Source organism: Terasakiella brassicae (genome assembly GCF_014641495.1).
In the GTDB taxonomy this organism is placed as follows: Bacteria; Pseudomonadota; Alphaproteobacteria; order Rhodospirillales; family Terasakiellaceae; genus Terasakiella; species Terasakiella brassicae.
This window is the reverse complement of the sequence record NZ_BMHV01000006.1, coordinates 109,433-126,621: the sequence shown is the minus strand read 5'-3', so window position 1 is coordinate 126,621 and position 17,189 is coordinate 109,433. Positions and strand designations below refer to the sequence as shown.

Sequence of the window (17,189 nt, the reverse complement as noted above, 5' to 3'; positions counted from 1 at the left end):
GAAGAAGGGTAAATAACGAATTCAGCGTTTTTCCGGCCTAATTTAACAAATCATTTTCAATATTTTCTTCAATCTGTTCTTTCAGGCTTTGTGCCCGCAAAATATTCTTGTCGATCACATGCGCCAATTGCACTTTGCCGTTTTCCGCATAATAGGCCCGCGCTTCGTTAAAACACATCAGGGCATGTTCGATCCAGGCAACCGTTGACGGGTCACGTTTGGCCAAGGCAAATAAGGTTGCCCCCAGATTATTTTGCGTATTCGCCCATTGGGCGGGATATTTTTCCGGTGTATAGACTTTTAACACCGCCTGAAAGGCCACACCGGCTTGTTCCAATGACTGCGCACCTTTCACCATTTGTCCATGCAACATCAACGCCTTTGCCATGTGCGACATGGCATCAGCCCAATTCAGCGGATATCGTTTCTGTGTATAAACATCCAAAGATTTTTTAAAATAACGTGCTGCTTTTTGCAGATAATCCGGCTCGCTTAAACTACGGCCCATGCGCGCGCACATACCGGCGATACGCATCTGAACAGCGGCCCATTCCAACGGATAGGATTTAGGGGTGAAAACAGTGCAAACCCCTTCAAAATGGCGAATGGCCTGTTCAATATGTTCTGCCGCCTGCTTATCGTCCTTATGGGCAGCCATTTCTTCAAACAACCAACCATAATGATTATTGACCAAGGCCCATTCCTGCGGCGTTTTGTCTTTTTCAACCAAGTCTTCCCAAGTCTTAAACGCTTTCAAGGCCGGGTCAAACCAGCCAAGTTCCTTGGCACGGCGCGCAATATTGGCCAGAACAACCGCACACATGCCCATTGTGGAAACTTTCACCGGCTGACTGGTTTTACGCGGGCTTAATCCGGCAGGTAATCTGGTCAACGGATCAACCGCATTCAATAAATGTTCACCGATCTTCAACGCCTGACTGGGATGAGACGGCACACAGGCGGCAAAAATGGCCGCATACAAAACGTCCAGTGATCCCATATCCGGTTCAAACGGCACCAACAGGTTTTCGGCAAAACCGGGCATGCCCAAATTGGCATTTCCCACAATCCCACTTAAAAAATACCACCGCACAGACTGTAATTCAGGTTCCACCTTGCCCCAGATCAACAGGTCGGCCCCTTCTTTTTGCAATAACGCGCGCCCATCCCGCAGAACATCTTCAAATTGATTTTCCAACGTTCCTTTATTGGTTCGCTTAAAAACATGGGCCGTACGACGCGCAGATAATCCAACACGTTCATTTAAGGGGATAACAAGCCCTTGAAGCAAGGCTTCCTTGGCTTCATCACTGGCAAATTTTCCTTCAGGCTCGGCGATTAACACATGGACGTCACCGATATCCTGCATAAGCGCCAACGGCCCCTGACCTTCTTCGTCAGTGCCTTCTTCGCGCTTTAAAAACCAGTCGACAAATTGGTTGAAAATCGAAACCATTAACGTATCCGTGCGTCACCTTCAGCACTAGGGATAGCGCAAAGACTGTTAAGATGGAATAAAAATCACGGACACCATGAACGGCGTTTTTTACCGTCATAGGGTCGCGCCAACCCCTTTTCGATCAGGAATGCGACCGGATCCACCCCTTGATCGGTTTCCAATTGCGCTAAAACCCGGCCCGCATACTTGCCATAATGGATATTTTTTAACCAGATTTTGCGAGATTTGACAATGTCTGTCAGCGCATTCTTTGCCTGCTGCGCGCGATCCATTTCCGCCGCGCACCGCCCACGTAATTCCGGTGTATCAATTTGGGATAACCGTACACGGGTTTGAATATACTGTCCGAGCCAGATTTGCGCACGAACATCCAATGTATCGCCATCAATCACCTGCAAAACCTCGGCACGGATCGGACCGGGCAGAACATCCCTGGCCTCAGCCTTCTCTGCCAACAACATCATGCACATTGATATGATAAGAAAGAAAACTGGCCGCATTGATCATTCCTGCCATCCTGACGACAACAAAAATATATCATAACGGGTATAATTTTATCTACACACCAATAAGTGTATTTGATCAATGCTAAAATATTATTTAAAAATCGACACAGCGGCCGCCTTTTTCCCAATCGCCAAAACGGGTCGGGTCTGGGCCTTCGCGTCCGCCAACTTCTGCCGGTTTATCTTCCTGATCCGCCATTGTTTCAAATTTACGGGCCGGTTGCGGGGCAATGGGACGACCATCTTCATTGCGTACAACGTCGGTTGCTGTAAATTTTGGCTTATTTTCGGATGTTTCAGACATGACGGAACCTCAAAGGGGTTGCGGATTTAAGTTCTTTCTCCCTAAATACTCAGTGTTCAGTAATTTTGCAATGGAATTAGAGCCTATGAGCTACGCACGCACCGCCTTGTTACTGGCTGGCATGACCGGTTTGTTCCTCGCGATCGGATATATGATCGGTGGCGAAAGCGGCATGGTCATTGCCTTTGTCATTGCCTTGGGCATGAATGCCTTTTCCTACTGGAATTCCGATAAAATCGTTTTGCGTATGTATGGCGCACGACCCGTCGATGCCCAAAGCGCACCGGAATTTTATAAAATGGTCGCAGACCTTGCCAAACGGGCCAACCTGCCCATGCCCAAGGTCTATATCATGGAAAACCCGCAACCCAATGCCTTTGCCACCGGGCGCAATCCTGAAAATGCTGCCGTTGCCGCCACCACGGGCTTGCTGAACATGCTGTCACCTGAAGAAATCGCAGGCGTTATGGCGCACGAACTCGCCCATGTTAAAAACCGCGATACCTTGATTATGACCATCACCGCCACAATCGCCGGGGCTATTTCCATGCTGGCAAACTTCGCTTTTTTCTTTGGCGGGTCCAGTGATAACCGCAATAATCCACTGGGTCCCATCGGCGGGATTTTAATTATGATCCTCGCCCCAATGGCGGCTATGCTGGTGCAAATGCTGATTTCCAGAACCCGTGAATATGAAGCCGACCGCATCGGGGCCGAGATTTGCGGGCAACCCATGTGGCTGGCCAGTGCCTTGAACAAAATGCATCAAGGGGCTTCTCTCATTGATAATCATACGGCGGAAAATAATCCGGCAACCGCCCATATGTTTATTGTCAATCCGTTGCATGGACGCAAAACCGACAGTTTATTTTCCACCCACCCCAATATGGAAAACCGTATCGCCGCCCTCAAAAAAATGGCCCAAGCACAACCCACGCGCCGCACCAACCGTTCGCGCATTCCCGACAGTCATAATGGCCCGGCAAAAGGACCGTGGGGCTAGCATCGTTGAAAATTGTAGAGTATAAGGCGGACAGTTTCCTTTTTATTTAAATGAAAGTCCGCCCTATGCCCCGTCGTATCGCCTATGATGTACTTTGTCAGGTTTTGGGTAAAAAACGCCCGATGGACGAGGCTTTTAATTCGCATCCCCATCTGGATAAGCTCACGCCGAAAGCCAAGTCTTTTTCCCGCGCGCTTCTGACCACAACCATGCGTCATAAGGGTTTTATCGATCATTTAATCAATGAATGTCTGGAAAAACGACCCAAAGGGGCGGCCCGTGATATTCTGAACGTGATGCGTCTTGGCGTCGCCCAGCTTTATTTTATGCATGTACCGGCGCATGCGGTTTTGTCCGAAGCACAAATTCTGACCGGGCGGGTCGATTTTATGCAGTATAAAAAGCTGGTCAATGCGGTCCTGCGCCGGATTGACCGTGAACAAGCTGAAAAAGAATTTGCCCCGGCCTTTATCGCAGAAAAAAATATTCCCATCTGGTTGATCGAAAGCTGGAAAAACGCCTATGGCGAAGAGGCCGCCCAAGCCATTGCTCTGGCACATCTCAAAGAACCCCCGCTGGACATTACCCCAAAATACAACGACGAAGCCGCCATTTGGGCCAAGCGTTTAAACGGGGAAATTCTGCCCAACGGCAGCATCCGTTTGCCCATTGGTGGGCGGATTGAGGAACTGGACGGTTATGGCAATGGATCATGGTGGGTACAGGATGCGGCTGCCACCCATCCCGTCACCCTGTTGGGCGATGTCAAAGGCAAGACCGTGCTGGATCTCTGCGCAGCACCCGGTGGTAAAACCATGCAGCTTGCCGCCCTTGGCGCAAACGTAACCGCTGTTGATAAATCAACCAACCGTTTGAAAAAATTGGAAGAAAATCTGGCTCGCACCCATCTGAAGGCAGACATTCTGACCAAAGACCTGATGGAATGGGAACCGGATTGTGAATTTGATGCCATATTGCTGGATGCGCCCTGCACCGCAACCGGCACCTTGCGCCGCCACCCGGACGGATTATGGACAAAAAAATCAGACGATATCCGCGCAATGGCCGATATTCAGGGCACCCTTTGGCACCGCGCAAGCCGTTGGGTAAAAACAGGCGGCACCATCGTTTATTGCACCTGTTCCCTGCAACCCGAAGAAGGCGAACTGATGGTAAAAGCCTTCTTGAAAGGCCATGCTAATTTTGAACAAATCGGGGATGTCTATCGCAACCTGCCCGGTGCAGGTGGTGACGGTTTCTTCGCCGTTGCAGTTAAACGAACATCCTGAAAAGAAACATCCCGGCCTTAAGCCGGGATTTCTCTTTATAAATTATATCACTTAACCCAGCTTTACCGCCGTGCCGTTGGCAGACACCATCAACATGGTTTTTTGATCGCCGCCGATGACTTCGTAATCCAGATCAACCGCAACAACCGCATCGGCCCCCAAACTTTGTGCTTCCGCCCTCATATCAGCCAAGGCGGCTTCTTTGGCTTTGCGAAATTCTTTTTCATAGGCACCGGATCGACCGCCCACCACATCACGGATCCCGGCAAAGAAATCCTTAAACAGGTTCGCCCCCAAAATGGCTTCACCGGAAACGATCCCGCAATATTGCGTTACAGATTTGCCTTCAACACTATCGGTCGTGGTTACGATCATATCTTCCATCCCTTAAATCAAAAAACAATTCACAACAGAATAGCAGGATCACAACGAGAGGGAAGGAGAAAAGGCACAAGACATGCAGGCCATTTTCATAAACAAAAAAAAGAGCCTGCCATTTCTGGCAAGCTCTTCAGACTGCTGACAAAGTGTTTTCAGTAAATAATTGACCAAAAGCCGTCATCCCGCGCTTGACGCGGGATCCATTTAAAATCAATGGATTAGATGTTACTCATTGAGCAAAGATGGATCCCCGATCAGGGTCGGGGATGACAGTTTAGGGGCTTTGTCAATAATCTGAAGAGCTTGCCATTTCTGGCAGGCTCTTTTTGTCTTTGGATAATACCCTTCTTCGCCTTAGTGGCGGAAGTGGCGCATCCCGGTGAAGACCATGGCAAGACCACGTTCGTTGGCTGCGGCAATGACTTCTTCATCCCGGATAGAACCACCCGGCTGGATGACGGCTGTTGCACCGGCTTCAGCTGCCTCGATCAAACCGTCCGCAAACGGGAAGAACGCATCAGAGGCCACAACAGACCCTTTTGCCCAACTTTCAGAATCCCCAGCGGTTTTTGCCGCTTGTTCCGCGCGAAAAGCCGCGATACGGCAAGAATTGACCCGGCTCATTTGACCTGCGCCAACACCAACGGTCATGTTGTTTTTGCAATAAATAATCGCGTTTGATTTCACATGCTTACAAACCGTAAAGGCAAAACGCAGGTCTTTCATTTCCGCTTCTGTCGGTTGACGTTCGGTCACAACCTTGAAATCATCGGAGAAAATCTGGTTGTCTTTGGATTGCACCAACAAACCACCAGACATGGTTTTGACCATATCTGCCGTATCGCCTGCATTGGGCATGCCACCAGTTTGCAAAACACGGACATTTTTCTTACCGGACAGGATCGCCAGTGCGTCTTCGTCAATTTGCGGGGCAATCACCACTTCGAGGAAGATTTTTGACAATTCTTCTGCCGTTGCACCGTCCAATGTTTTGTTAAAGGCCACGATCCCGCCAAAGGCACTTTCGGTATCACACGAATAAGCGCGCAGGTAAGCGTCTTTCAGGTTATCACCGACAGCCACGCCACAAGGGTTGGCATGTTTAACAATCACACAGGCCGTATCGTCTTTAAATTCAGACACCAGTTCAAAAGCGGCGTCCGTATCGTTGACGTTATTATAAGACAGTTCTTTACCGTTCAACTGTTCTGCCGTTGCCACACCGGGGCGATTTTCGCCTGTGACATAAAAGGCCGCAGACTGATGGGAGTTTTCGCCATAACGCATGGTTTGTTTCAATTCCCCGGCAAAGACTTTTCGTTTCGGGTAATCAATTTCCAGCTGTTTGGCATACCAGTTTGAAATGGCCGCATCATAAGCACCTGTTCGCGCATAAGCCGTTGCCGACATTTTTTTGCGGAATGCTTCGGTTGTGCCGTTGTTTGCGTTTAGCTCTTCCAAAACCAGCGCGTAATCTTCAACATCCACAACGGTACAGACACCTTGCCAGTTTTTTGCTGCCGCGCGGATCATCGCTGGCCCGCCGATATCGATATTTTCAATGCAGGTATCAAAATCCGCACCCGCCGCCACAGTGGATTCGAACGGATACAGGTTGACCGCCAGCAAATCGATCGGGGCAATATCGTGTTCTGCCATCGCGGCGACATGTTCGTCATTGTCGCGCAGGGCCAGCAAGCCACCGTGGATTTTAGGATGCAAGGTCTTGACACGACCATCCATAATTTCCGGGAAACCGGTATGGGAAGAAACCTCGATCACCGGAATACCGGCATCTTTCAATGTTTTGAACGTGCCGCCCGTGGACAACAGCTCAACACCTTTGTCTGCCAGGGCCTGAGCGAACTCAACAAGGCCGGTTTTATCGGAAACGGAAAGCAATGCGCGACGGATGGGAGTAGCCATGATACGACCCAAGCTCCTACAAAATAATATGGGTTGGAATATATGGCGCACCTCATACCAGATGTAGGGGCACTTGTTAAGTCTGCAATGCGAAATATCGTGCCTTTGGCAGAATTTCTATTATTACACTTCTGCATAATAGAAATTGCATAATTCAACTGTTAGAATATAAAACAATAAAAAGAAAAGACCGTTACCGTCCGAAACCGCCCTTCATTCGGAGTTGTGCATGCAACGGGTTTTCCTCCTTCTTGTCTTTCTTCTGGTATGGCACACGCCTGCGCAGAGCAAACAAGTATTGACGGTCGGCGTTTATTCTTTTGACCCCTATTTCACTATTGCCGAAGATGGAACCCTGAGTGGCATATGGAAAGACCTGTTGGATCAACACCTAAAAACATTAGACCTGCAACCGGTTTACAAGGCCTTGCCGCCGCCGCGCCTTGCCAAAAATATTATTTTGGGGCGCACAGATATGACCATTTCCGCCCATCACATTGATGTGAGTGATCATGTTTTTTATAGCAATCAACCCGTCAGCCACATTACGTTAAATGCGTATCATAAAAAGGACCGCCCCCATATTTCCGGCCTATCCGGATTACGGGGCAAAAGCGTTTTGATCATTCGGGGATATGCTTATGATGGGCGCATTCAGTTCTTAAAAGACCCCGCAAATAAAATTACCGTCCTTGAAACGGCTGAACATCAGGATGCTATTCGCCAATTGCAAAATGGCAATGTCGATTATTTGCTGGATTATGCACGCCCCATACAAAATGCCATGAAAAAAAATCAAATGGCCCCCGATGACTTCCTTGTGGATTTAATCTCTCAATATTCCGCCTATTTGGTCATTTCAAAACGATCCAAAAATGCCAGAACCATAATGGATTCACTGGATCAAAGGCTTTTGGATACACAACCGGCCCAATAATTGGCTCTAGAGCAAAGGTTTTGCCAATTTCTCCGTCAAATAATCGATAAAAATCCGCACTTTGGAAGATAAATGGCGGTTCGGTGGATAGATGGCCCAAATGCCTTCGCGTTCGGGCTGAAAATTTTTCAGGATCGTCACGATCTCGCCACGCTTTAACACGTCCCCCAGATAATATTCCGGTAATTGAACAATCCCGCGCCCAGCTACCGCCATACTTAACAATGTCGGGCCGTTATTACAGCGCATATTGCCGCTTACCCGGATATTGCGTACTTTGCCTTCCACCGTTAAGCGCCAGTAATCCAACGTCCCCAGCAGGCAATTGTGATGTTCAAGTTCTGACAAAGTGTGCGGTTCCCCATGCCTGTTCAAATAATCGGGGGCCGCACAGATATGCAGGGTGCGACTCGCCAGTTTTTTCGCAATCATGGATGAAGCTTCAAGTTTACCCAAGCGGATCGCCAGATCAAAACCCCCATCAATCAGGTCCAGTTGTCGATTGGTCAATTCCAGATCAACCTGCAAGCCATCGTGCAAGGCCATAAAATCCCCGATAAGCGGGGCCAGAATCTTTTCCCCATAGGCCACGGGTGCGGTAAATCGCAACTTGCCCACGGGTTTGTCCTGAAGGTTTAAAACCACGCGTTCCGCCTCCCGCAGGCCATCCAGCAAGGGCCGACAATGTTGAAAATACAAATGCCCGACCTCGCTTAAGGAGACCTTGCGTGTGGTGCGATGAAACAGCTTTACGCCCAAACGGTCTTCCAATGCGCTGACCTGACGACTGATATGGGCAACAGAACTGCTTAAACGCTTGGCAGCGCTTGTAAAACTACCCGTTTCCGCCACATGGATAAATTCGAGAAGCCCGTCAAAATCTTTCATTATTTCTATTTAGTAAAAATGTTTTGTTATTTTCATATATTATCATTCCAACAGAAACAATTATACTCCTTTTAACGCATTCATTCTTTGAAAAGGACAAAACCATGATCAAGTGTAAAGCCGCCATTGCCTGGGGTCCGAAACAGCCCCTTTCAATCGAAGAGATTGAGGTCATGCCCCCAAAGGCAGGCGAGGTCCTTGTAAAGATCGTGGCAACCGGGGTTTGTCATACTGATGCCTTCACCCTGTCCGGCGACGACCCTGAAGGGATTTTCCCCGCCATTTTGGGCCATGAAGGCGGTGGGATCGTGGAACAGGTTGGCGAAGGCGTCACCAGCGTGGCTGTTGGGGATCATGTTATTCCGCTTTACACACCGGAATGTGGGGAATGTAAGTTCTGTAAATCCGGTAAAACCAACCTGTGCCAGAAAATCCGCGAGACACAAGGCAAGGGCTTGATGCCGGACGGAACCACCCGTTTTTATAAAGATGGAAAACCGATTTATCACTATATGGGCACCTCGACTTTTTCCGAATATACCGTCCTGCCGGAAATTTCGTTGGCAAAGGTCAACCCAAAGGCCCCGTTGGAAGAAGTTTGTTTGCTGGGTTGCGGCGTCACCACCGGTATGGGCGCGGTTATGAATACCGCCAAAGTACAGGAAGGCGACACGGTCGCAATCTTCGGCCTCGGCGGGATTGGCTTGTCTGCCATCATCGGTGCGGCAATGGCCAAAGCATTACGCATCATCGGTATTGATATTAACGAAAGCAAATTTGAACTTGCCAAAAAACTGGGGGCCACTGATTGCATCAACCCACAAAAATTCGACAAACCCATTCAAGATGTAATTGTGGATATGACCGATGGCGGGGTCGATTATTCCTTTGAATGTATCGGCAATGTCAATGTTATGCGCTCCGCCCTTGAATGCTGCCATAAAGGCTGGGGCGAGTCCGTTATTATCGGGGTGGCCGGGGCCGGTCAGGAAATCAGCACCCGTCCATTTCAGCTTGTCACCGGGCGTGTCTGGCGCGGAACCGCCTTTGGCGGGGTGAAAGGGCGCTCAGAACTGCCCGATTATGTGGAACGTTATCTCGCCGGTGAATTTAAACTGGATGATTTCATCACCCATACCATGAAGCTGGAAGACATCAACGAGGCCTTTGATCTGATGCATGAAGGCAAAAGTATCCGTAGTGTTATTCATTTCGATAAGTAAATAAAAAGGATAACCCTGCCATGACCTTGGAAAATCTATTGACCAACAAAAGCTTCGGCGGGTGGCATAAACAATATCGCCACCCAAGCCAAAGCCTGAACTGTGACATGCGCTTTGCGATTTTTCTACCCCCACAAGCCAGCGAAAAGTCACCCGTTCCAGTACTTTACTGGCTGTCCGGCCTGACTTGCACGGATGAAAATTTCATGCAAAAAGCGGGCGCCCATCGCATCGCGGCAGAACTCGGCATTGCCATTGTCGCCCCGGACACCAGCCCACGCGGCGACGATGTCCCCGATGACGCGGACAGGTCTTACGATTTTGGTCTGGGGGCAGGGTTTTACCTGAATGCCACACAAAGCCCGTGGAACACACATTATCACATGTATGATTATGTGGTGTCTGAGCTGCCCGCCTTGATTGAAAAGACATTTCCGGTTACGAAACAACGCTTTATCAGCGGACATTCTATGGGTGGGCACGGAGCCTTGACCATCGGGCTTAAAAACCCGGATCTTTATAGCTCCATCACCGCCTTCAGCCCCATTTGCAACCCAACCCAGACCCCGTGGGGACAAAAGGCTTTTCAACATTATCTCGGCGACAACCGCGAAAGCTGGAAAGATTATGATGCGTGTGAATTACTGAAAAAAGACAAAGCCTCACAAGCCATTCTGATCGATCAAGGCCTGAGTGACGACTTTCTGGAAAAAGAACTCAAACCGGAACGTTTAGCTGCGGCCGCACAAGAAAACAGCACAAACCTCACCTTGCGCCAACACGAAGGCTATGACCACAGCTACTACTTCATCGCCAGCTTTATTGAGGATCATTTGTGTTTTCATAATAAGCATCGGGGATAAACGCTCACCTAACGATCAAGTTCTATATAAGCCGTGAACTGCACATTGACAAAGTAAGTCAAACGCCTTACCTTATATGTAAGTCAAATGTCTTACTGTATGAGGCTCTCATGTCTTCACAAATTACATCAAAAGTTTCGGTAAAATCTCAAACTGTCATCCCCTTGGCCGTACGCCAACATCTACATATTCAAGCGGGTGATGAACTGGAATATGAACTCATGGACGGGGCCGTTGTTATGCGCCCCAAACATGTTTCTACTGCATTAGGCGATGATCCTTTCGGCACCTTCACTGAATGGTTTTCTCAGGCTGACGAGGACGCATATGGCGACCTTTAAACCTTTTGATATTGTTGCCGCTCCCTTTCCATATGTGGAAAGACCCATTTTGAAACGCCGCCCTTGCCTGATTGTGGGGGAGCCAAAAAATACAGGTCTTGTCTGGGTAATTATGATCACCAGTGCAAAAAACAAGGCATGGCAGGATGATGTTCATATTCAAGACCTCGATCAAGCGGGGCTAAAGGCCGCATCTATTATCCGTACCGCCAAGATCGCCACCGTCGAAACCAGTGCTTTAAAACCTGTTGGTCACTTGGATGAAAAAACCAAGGCGCTTGTTGTTAAGAAGTTGGTTAAACACTGGAAATTGCCATTAGATTCTAAGTAGTAGGACAGAACAAATGGATTTTGAGAGTTCGATAGTTCAAGATTTGAATAATACCTCTTTCCTAAGATCACAAAACAAAAACAGCCCCTTCCGCATTACACAGAAGAGGCTGTTTTTTTTAGCTAAACCTGTCAAACAATCAAAAGATTAGTCTGAACGGTTCTGACGGTTTTCGATGAGTTCATCGACGACGCTCGGGTCAGCGAGGGTCGATGTATCGCCCAAGGAACCGAAATCGTCTTCGGCGATTTTGCGCAGGATACGGCGCATGATTTTACCGGAGCGGGTTTTCGGCAAGCCCGGTGACCATTGCAGCCAATCCGGTGACGCAATCGGGCCGATTTCATGGCGCACCCATTTTACCAGCTCTGTCTTCAGCTCGTCACTGGGTTCTTCATCGGCGTTCAAGGTCACATAGACATAGATCCCCTGACCTTTCAGGTCATGCGGTGCCCCGACAACGGCGGCTTCGGCCACTTTCGGGTGGGCCACAAGGGCGGATTCAACTTCGGCTGTGCCCATACGGTGACCGGAAACGTTGATCACGTCATCCACACGCCCTGTAATCCAATAATAGCCGTCTTCATCCCGGCGTGCACCGTCACCTGTGAAGTATTTACCCGGATATGTGGAGAAATACGTCTGGATAAAGCGTTCGTGATCCCCGTAGCATGTGCGCATCTGGCCCGGCCAGCTGTCCACAATACACAGGTTGCCTTCGGTCGCACCGTCCAGCGGATTACCTTCGTTATCCACCAGTTCTGGCTGAACACCAAAGAACGGACGGGTTGCAGAACCCGGTTTCAGATCGGTTGCCCCCGGCAGCGGCGTAATCAAGATACCGCCTGTTTCGGTTTGCCACCATGTATCAACGATCGGACATTTGCCTTTACCAACAACCGTATTGTACCAGTTCCAGGCTTCCGGGTTGATCGGTTCCCCTACAGAGCCAAGAATACGCAGGCTGTCCAGTGAGCATTTTTTCACCGGCTCATCGCCTTCACGCATCAAGGAACGAATAGCCGTTGGTGCAGTGTAAAAGATATTGACTTTGTGCTTGTCGCAAACTTCCCAGAAACGTGAAACACTCGGATAATTCGGCACGCCTTCAAACATCAAGGTGGTCGCCCCGTTGGCAAGCGGACCATAAACAATGTAAGAGTGACCGGTTACCCAGCCCACATCGGCTGTACACCAGTACACATCACCTTCATGGTAATCGAACACATATTCGTGCGTCATGGAGGCATAAACCAGATAACCGCCTGTGGTATGCAGAACGCCTTTTGGTTGACCCGTGGAGCCGGATGTATAAAGGATGAACAACGGGTGTTCGGCATCAAGTTCTTCCGCCGGACAATCACTGGACGTTGCAGCCGTCACATCTTCGTACCAAACGTCGCGACCGTCTTTCATATTGATGTTGCCACCTGTGCGTTTCACAACGATACAGGTTTCTACATCAAATTTTTCCATCGCCGCATCGGCGTTGGCTTTCAACGGCACTTTACGACCACCGCGCAAACCTTCGTCCGCTGTGATCAGGCATTTTGCATCGCAGCCTCTCAAACGGTCTGCCAATGCATCCGGGGAGAACCCGCCAAAGACGATCGAATGGATCGCACCGATCCGCGCACAAGCCAGCATGGCAATCGCGGCTTCCGGGATCATCGGCATATAAAGGGTCACACGGTCGCCTTTGGTAACACCGCGCGCCTTCATGGCGTTGGCGAGTTTACAAACACGCTCATGCAAATCTTTATAAGTGATGTTTTCAGATTCTGACGGGTCGTCGCCTTCCCAGATAATCGCAACCTGATCACCACGCGTTTCAAGGTGACGGTCCAAACAGTTGTGAGCAACGTTTGTCGTGCCATCTTCAAACCAGCGAATATCAACGTTGTGTGTATCGAAAGACGTGTTTTTTACTTTGGTATAAGGCTTGAACCAATCGATCCGCTTACCGTGTTCGCCCCAGAAGGCATCAGGGTTCTCAACGGATTGCTTATACATTTCCAAATATTTTTCGTTGTCAACATGTGCCTTTTGGGCAATCTCGGGGTTGACGGGGTAAATGTCGGACATTTGGTGCGAATCTCCCTAGGTGTGTCTGTTATGAGCACGTATTTTCGTGCTTCGGTTAAACGTGTGTGCATTGCACTGCGCGTGATTATGTCAGAAACTCAGCACGAAACAAGTGAATAAATCACTGTTCGTGGACGCAACAATGTTTTAAAATTGGTCTTACCGGAGCAGGCATTAGGGGAAATCCCTAGTCTCTTTGTGGTAAAAGCCTTACAAGTCTTTGGGGACAAAGAGTTCTTCCCCCCTTATTTCATAAGGAACGGGGGCTAACTTCTTGCCCAGACAGGGGCCATATACGCATTCGCCGTCTTCAATTTTAAAAAGCGCCCCATGTGTCGAACACATGATAAAATTCTTTTCCATATCCAAGAATCGATCCGGTTCCAGGTTCATGGGAATCCCCAAATGCGGGCAATTATTGATAAAGACGGAAAGCTGCCCATCCTTTTTCACCACCAAGATAGATTGGTCGCTTTCCCCGCGTGTGACAAAGAATTCCTTGCTGTCTTCGTCTTCAATCTCGTGAATGCTGCATAATTTATGCTCGCTCATTCTTCTACCCCTCCCAAGGCATTGATCAGTGCCCACGCATCCGGCGCAACCGGCAGAACAGATAGGCGGGCCTGTTTCACCAAGGCCATATCTGCAAGACGCGGGTCGTCTTTGATTTGTTTCAGGCTGACAGGGTGTTTTAGGGGGTGCAAAGCTTTGAAATCAACACAAACGAAACGTCCGCTTTCATCACTGGGATCAGGATAAGCCGTTGTCACAACTTCGAGCACACCGACAACGGCCTTTTCTTTTTGTGAGTGATAGAAAAAGGCAAGATCACCGACTTCCATCGCTTTCATATATTTCGCAGCCTGAAAATTGCGCACACCGTCCCACGGTTCCACGCCTTTTTGAACGTGATCCGCCCAAGACCAACACCCGGGTTCGGATTTGACCAGCCAGTAGTTCACGGCAATCTGTTTCCTTATTCAGCCGGTAGAACTTTTTTCCATTTGGAAATCGTTACGGATTCAAACAGACCGGCTTTTGCGTAAGGATCATTGGCACAAAAGTCTTCGGCCTCTGCCCGGGTGTCCAAATCCAGAATAACCACCGAACCATTCATCTGATCGTCTTCGTCACTTAATGTCGGACCGGCGGCAAATAATTTATCGCCATAGGATTTTAAATACTCCACATGGGCGGGACGGTTGTCCAAACGGACTTGCAAATAGTCTGCTTTATCAACGCATTTCACAACAAACAACATATTTAAATCTCTTCTCTAAAGGGACGGGCAAGCAGGTCATCGACAACTTCATTGATGTCGGCGCCTTCATTTAAAATCCGGTTCACGGCCTTGCAGATCGGCATGTCCACATGCAGGCTGGCGGCCAGTTTACAAACTGATCGCGCGGTGAAAACCCCTTCGGTTACGGCTTTGCGAACTTTCAGAATATCTTCCAGTTTTTCCCCATGTCCCAAAGCGACACCAAGGGAAAAGTTGCGCGATTGCATGGAATTACAGGTCAAGGTTAAATCGCCCATACCGGACAGGCCCATCAGGGTTTCCGGCTTTGCCCCCTTGGCCACACCCAGACGGGTCAATTCCGAAATCCCCCGCGTGATCAAGGCCGCACGTGCATTATCGCCAAACCCTTTGCCTGATGCCATGCCGCTGGCAATCGCCAAAACGTTTTTCACCGCACCACCGATCTGCGCACCGACAATATCGTCACTAGCATAAATTCGAAAACGGCTGGACCCCACCACCTTGGCCATTATCATGGCCCGATCCATTTCTTTCATCGCCAAAGTACAGGCGGACGGTAAAGCATTGGCAACTTCGATCGCGAACGTTGGGCCGGACAAAATACCAATTTCCACATCCGGTAATTCTTCACCAACAACTTCGCTCATAATCAAACCGCTATCCAGTTCAATCCCTTTGGCACAAATCAACAAAGGCGTGCCTTTTTTCCAAATCGGGCGCAAGGCTTTACAGGTTGCGCGTACATGTTGGGCGGGGGCAACCATCAAAATGACATCGCTGCCAATGATATCTATTAAATCCGATGTCGCACGAATATTGGGATTCAAATTTGTGTTGGGTAAATAAATCGGGTTGGCGTGGCTGCGATTGATCGCCTCGGCGACTTCCGGCTCATAAGCCTGCAATAAAACCTCATTGCCGGCACGTTGCATTGCACAGGCCAGCGCCGTACCCCACGCACCGGCACCTATAACACCAACTTTGTTCATTTCGGGCCTTTCCGTTTATTTTGTTCTTCCCTTTATGCGAGGAAAAACAGACAGGGTCAAATATTACTGCGCATTCAATATGGAAATGGATTTGACGGTGAAATCGCCTTTTTTATTGGTCAAAATAAATCCGGTAAAATCATCCTTGAAACTATGATCATTCACGTCAATCACAACTGTATCATCCACACGCACGGTGATCCGTCCACCAGATCCACGTTTCCACACCAGTTTGTGATTTTTCTGATCTTCCAGCTTTAAAGTATCATAGCGTGCAACGACAGCCGCACTATTGCTGTAATGGCGCACCAATTGCAGGGCAGGGGATTGCCCCCCTTGATAAACCAAACGATATCCGGTTTGACGGTTGGTGCCCTGATAAGGACCAAATTCCAAATGACCTGCCGCCACCCAACTCGACATATCCATATCAATTTCGAAACTATTGGAAATGGCTTGATCTGTATAAATTTCGGCAACCGAGACCACGGATGTGTCTTGTGTCTGTTCCTGTGGTTGGCTTTGGGTTTTACCCCCCAAAACAGCCCCCAGCACACCAATCAGTAATTCTTCTTTCGAAACTTTGCGCGCCGATGAACTTTCTGCATTTGATGTCGTCGATGATCCATCGACAAATGAGCGCAGACCATAGCCTTTTTCAATCCAGTATTTCCCGCTGACGACCTGCCAAACGGGATTTTCCGTAAAATTCCCATCGGCAAAATCATCTTGCAAAGCCACACGGGGCACTGTTGTCTGACCATATCGATTGGTTAAATTTTTCAAATCCTGCAAAAAACGGGGATCTGCCGCACGGGCCTGTTCGGCTTCGTTCACCAAATCGTTTAATTCCCGGATCATATTCTTCAAGGCATCGGTATTTTGGCTCACCTCTTTATTAGGGTCTGACCAACTGGAATAACGCGCTTCACTGGCGTGCAATTGAAAACTGATCAGACACAAGGCCATTCCCAGAAGCAATTTTTTCATTATTCTTCCCTCCCGTTCCTTAACTTGGAATTGTTTCTTCAATGCGGGCAATTAATTCAGCAATTGTTTCTTCGTCCAGACGACTAATGCGGCGCGACAATAAATTTGCCAACAACGTTGCATTTGCAGAACGATCAACCGTATCCACAACAATACGGGGATGAGACAGGGTCGCCAATTCTTTCAATTCTTCAGCATCATCCCAGATTAAATTAAAATACCCGGCAACCTGCATTACAAAACCCGGACCGGGTTTGCCCCGCTTGCCATGTTCCAATGCCGACAAATAAGCAGAAGACACTTCAAGGTCCTGCGCCATTTGCTTCAGTGAAATGCCACGATTTTTTCGCAGCTCACGTACTTTTTCGCCAAACGGTGTCACATTTATTATCCCGTTTTCAGTTAATTCG

20 protein-coding genes are annotated in these 17,189 nt (G+C 48.8%); 7 read left to right on the top strand and 13 right to left on the bottom strand.

Annotation, left to right across the window (positions count from 1 at the left end; translation table 11 throughout):
• Nucleotides 1-37 precede the first annotated feature (37 nt).
• The 3 genes from IEW74_RS05815 to IEW74_RS05805 all read right to left on the bottom strand — a co-directional run bounded on the left by IEW74_RS05815 (nucleotide 38) and on the right by IEW74_RS05805 (nucleotide 2,269).
• On the bottom strand, nucleotides 38-1,456 hold the full coding sequence (locus IEW74_RS05815) for a hypothetical protein (protein ID WP_188662668.1): 1,419 nt from the start codon (nucleotides 1,454-1,456) through the stop codon (nucleotides 38-40).
• A gap of 65 nt (nucleotides 1,457-1,521) precedes the next feature.
• A complete protein-coding gene (locus tag IEW74_RS05810; protein ID WP_188662666.1) occupies nucleotides 1,522-1,959 on the bottom strand; it encodes a thermonuclease family protein in 438 nt (145 codons plus the stop codon).
• A 100-nt stretch (nucleotides 1,960-2,059) separates the two neighbouring features.
• The gene (locus tag IEW74_RS05805; protein WP_188662664.1) at nucleotides 2,060-2,269 is read right to left on the bottom strand and encodes a DUF1674 domain-containing protein; all 210 of its coding nucleotides are present in this window, start codon (nucleotides 2,267-2,269) and stop codon (nucleotides 2,060-2,062) included.
• An 85-nt stretch (nucleotides 2,270-2,354) separates the two neighbouring features.
• On the opposite strand from IEW74_RS05805, the gene htpX reads away from it, so the two are divergent.
• On the top strand, nucleotides 2,355-3,272 hold the full coding sequence (gene htpX / locus IEW74_RS05800) for a zinc metalloprotease HtpX (protein ID WP_188662662.1): 918 nt from the start codon (nucleotides 2,355-2,357) through the stop codon (nucleotides 3,270-3,272).
• A gap of 65 nt (nucleotides 3,273-3,337) precedes the next feature.
• Nucleotides 3,338-4,561, top strand: coding sequence for an RsmB/NOP family class I SAM-dependent RNA methyltransferase (locus IEW74_RS05795; protein WP_188662660.1), 1,224 nt, complete (start codon nucleotides 3,338-3,340; stop codon nucleotides 4,559-4,561).
• 51 nt (nucleotides 4,562-4,612) lie between these two features.
• Here the strand turns inward: IEW74_RS05795 and IEW74_RS05790 are convergent, their stop codons facing one another.
• Together IEW74_RS05790 and purH are read right to left on the bottom strand one after the other, a co-directional pair.
• The gene (locus IEW74_RS05790; RefSeq protein ID WP_188662657.1) at nucleotides 4,613-4,936 is read right to left on the bottom strand and encodes a heavy metal-binding domain-containing protein; all 324 of its coding nucleotides are present in this window, start codon (nucleotides 4,934-4,936) and stop codon (nucleotides 4,613-4,615) included.
• A 360-nt stretch (nucleotides 4,937-5,296) separates the two neighbouring features.
• Nucleotides 5,297-6,868: a bifunctional phosphoribosylaminoimidazolecarboxamide formyltransferase/IMP cyclohydrolase gene (gene purH, locus IEW74_RS05785; RefSeq protein WP_188662655.1), complete on the bottom strand. Its 1,572-nt coding sequence runs from the start codon at nucleotides 6,866-6,868 to the stop codon at nucleotides 5,297-5,299.
• Nucleotides 6,869-7,097: 229 nt separating this feature from the next.
• On the opposite strand from purH, the gene IEW74_RS05780 reads away from it, so the two are divergent.
• Nucleotides 7,098-7,805: a substrate-binding periplasmic protein gene (locus tag IEW74_RS05780; RefSeq protein ID WP_188662653.1), complete on the top strand. Its 708-nt coding sequence runs from the start codon at nucleotides 7,098-7,100 to the stop codon at nucleotides 7,803-7,805.
• A 6-nt stretch (nucleotides 7,806-7,811) separates the two neighbouring features.
• Here the strand turns inward: IEW74_RS05780 and IEW74_RS05775 are convergent, their stop codons facing one another.
• A complete protein-coding gene (locus IEW74_RS05775; RefSeq protein ID WP_188662651.1) occupies nucleotides 7,812-8,693 on the bottom strand; it encodes a LysR substrate-binding domain-containing protein in 882 nt (293 codons plus the stop codon).
• A gap of 107 nt (nucleotides 8,694-8,800) precedes the next feature.
• Here IEW74_RS05775 and IEW74_RS05770 point away from each other — a divergent pair, with 107 nt between their 5' ends.
• The 4 genes from IEW74_RS05770 (at nucleotide 8,801) to IEW74_RS05755 (ending at nucleotide 11,451) form a co-directional block, all read left to right on the top strand.
• On the top strand, nucleotides 8,801-9,916 hold the full coding sequence (locus IEW74_RS05770) for an S-(hydroxymethyl)glutathione dehydrogenase/class III alcohol dehydrogenase (RefSeq protein ID WP_188662757.1): 1,116 nt from the start codon (nucleotides 8,801-8,803) through the stop codon (nucleotides 9,914-9,916).
• A 20-nt stretch (nucleotides 9,917-9,936) separates the two neighbouring features.
• Complete coding sequence (fghA, locus tag IEW74_RS05765; RefSeq protein ID WP_188662649.1) at nucleotides 9,937-10,779, top strand: S-formylglutathione hydrolase; 843 nt, start codon at nucleotides 9,937-9,939, stop codon at nucleotides 10,777-10,779.
• Nucleotides 10,780-10,889: 110 nt separating this feature from the next.
• Nucleotides 10,890-11,120, top strand: a complete 231-nt coding sequence (locus IEW74_RS05760) for an AbrB/MazE/SpoVT family DNA-binding domain-containing protein (RefSeq protein ID WP_188662647.1) — start codon at nucleotides 10,890-10,892, stop codon at nucleotides 11,118-11,120.
• Nucleotides 11,107-11,451, top strand: coding sequence for a type II toxin-antitoxin system PemK/MazF family toxin (locus tag IEW74_RS05755; RefSeq protein ID WP_188662645.1), 345 nt, complete (start codon nucleotides 11,107-11,109; stop codon nucleotides 11,449-11,451). The genes IEW74_RS05760 and IEW74_RS05755 overlap by 14 nt, the downstream gene beginning before the upstream one ends.
• 147 nt (nucleotides 11,452-11,598) lie before the next feature.
• Here IEW74_RS05755 and acs read toward each other — a convergent pair whose 3' ends face one another.
• From acs to IEW74_RS05720, 7 genes are all read right to left on the bottom strand, one after another.
• Nucleotides 11,599-13,536, bottom strand: coding sequence for an acetate--CoA ligase (gene acs / locus IEW74_RS05750; protein ID WP_188662643.1), 1,938 nt, complete (start codon nucleotides 13,534-13,536; stop codon nucleotides 11,599-11,601).
• Nucleotides 13,537-13,746: 210 nt separating this feature from the next.
• Nucleotides 13,747-14,088 carry a Rieske (2Fe-2S) protein gene (locus IEW74_RS05745; RefSeq protein ID WP_188662640.1) on the bottom strand — a complete coding sequence of 114 codons (342 nt, stop codon included), beginning with the start codon at nucleotides 14,086-14,088 and terminating at the stop codon, nucleotides 13,747-13,749.
• Entirely contained in the window at nucleotides 14,085-14,498 is a 414-nt protein-coding gene (locus tag IEW74_RS05740; RefSeq protein WP_188662630.1) for an EVE domain-containing protein, read from the bottom strand. Before IEW74_RS05740 ends, IEW74_RS05745 begins: the two co-directional genes overlap by 4 nt.
• Nucleotides 14,499-14,512: 14 nt before the next feature.
• On the bottom strand, nucleotides 14,513-14,797 hold the full coding sequence (locus tag IEW74_RS05735) for a YciI family protein (protein WP_188662628.1): 285 nt from the start codon (nucleotides 14,795-14,797) through the stop codon (nucleotides 14,513-14,515).
• 2 nt (nucleotides 14,798-14,799) lie between these two features.
• The gene (locus IEW74_RS05730) at nucleotides 14,800-15,789 is read right to left on the bottom strand and encodes an NAD(P)H-dependent glycerol-3-phosphate dehydrogenase (RefSeq protein ID WP_188662626.1); all 990 of its coding nucleotides are present in this window, start codon (nucleotides 15,787-15,789) and stop codon (nucleotides 14,800-14,802) included.
• Between the two features lie 63 nt (nucleotides 15,790-15,852).
• Complete coding sequence (locus IEW74_RS05725) at nucleotides 15,853-16,779, bottom strand: hypothetical protein (RefSeq protein WP_188662623.1); 927 nt, start codon at nucleotides 16,777-16,779, stop codon at nucleotides 15,853-15,855.
• Nucleotides 16,780-16,798: 19 nt separating this feature from the next.
• Entirely contained in the window at nucleotides 16,799-17,161 is a 363-nt protein-coding gene (locus IEW74_RS05720; protein WP_188662621.1) for a helix-turn-helix domain-containing protein, read from the bottom strand.
• Nucleotides 17,162-17,189 lie beyond the last annotated feature (28 nt).

Bases quoted from the DNA above. Each gene is read 5' to 3' on its own strand.
- IEW74_RS05815 (WP_188662668.1), bottom strand. From the start codon at position 1,456: ATGGTTTCGATTTTCAACCAATTTGTCGACTGGTTTTTAAAGCGCGAA.
- IEW74_RS05810 (WP_188662666.1), bottom strand. From the start codon at position 1,959: ATGCGGCCAGTTTTCTTTCTTATCATATCAATGTGCATGATGTTGTTG.
- IEW74_RS05805 (WP_188662664.1), bottom strand. From the start codon at position 2,269: ATGTCTGAAACATCCGAAAATAAGCCAAAATTTACAGCAACCGACGTT.
- htpX (WP_188662662.1), top strand. From the start codon at position 2,355: ATGAGCTACGCACGCACCGCCTTGTTACTGGCTGGCATGACCGGTTTG.
- IEW74_RS05795 (WP_188662660.1), top strand. From the start codon at position 3,338: ATGCCCCGTCGTATCGCCTATGATGTACTTTGTCAGGTTTTGGGTAAA.
- IEW74_RS05790 (WP_188662657.1), bottom strand. From the start codon at position 4,936: ATGATCGTAACCACGACCGATAGTGTTGAAGGCAAATCTGTAACGCAA.
- purH (WP_188662655.1), bottom strand. From the start codon at position 6,868: ATGGCTACTCCCATCCGTCGCGCATTGCTTTCCGTTTCCGATAAAACC.
- IEW74_RS05780 (WP_188662653.1), top strand. From the start codon at position 7,098: ATGCAACGGGTTTTCCTCCTTCTTGTCTTTCTTCTGGTATGGCACACG.
- IEW74_RS05775 (WP_188662651.1), bottom strand. From the start codon at position 8,693: ATGAAAGATTTTGACGGGCTTCTCGAATTTATCCATGTGGCGGAAACG.
- fghA (WP_188662649.1), top strand. From the start codon at position 9,937: ATGACCTTGGAAAATCTATTGACCAACAAAAGCTTCGGCGGGTGGCAT.
- IEW74_RS05760 (WP_188662647.1), top strand. From the start codon at position 10,890: ATGTCTTCACAAATTACATCAAAAGTTTCGGTAAAATCTCAAACTGTC.
- IEW74_RS05755 (WP_188662645.1), top strand. From the start codon at position 11,107: ATGGCGACCTTTAAACCTTTTGATATTGTTGCCGCTCCCTTTCCATAT.
- acs (WP_188662643.1), bottom strand. From the start codon at position 13,536: ATGTCCGACATTTACCCCGTCAACCCCGAGATTGCCCAAAAGGCACAT.
- IEW74_RS05745 (WP_188662640.1), bottom strand. From the start codon at position 14,088: ATGAGCGAGCATAAATTATGCAGCATTCACGAGATTGAAGACGAAGAC.
- IEW74_RS05735 (WP_188662628.1), bottom strand. From the start codon at position 14,797: ATGTTGTTTGTTGTGAAATGCGTTGATAAAGCAGACTATTTGCAAGTC.
- IEW74_RS05730 (WP_188662626.1), bottom strand. From the start codon at position 15,789: ATGAACAAAGTTGGTGTTATAGGTGCCGGTGCGTGGGGTACGGCGCTG.
- IEW74_RS05725 (WP_188662623.1), bottom strand. From the start codon at position 16,779: ATGAAAAAATTGCTTCTGGGAATGGCCTTGTGTCTGATCAGTTTTCAA.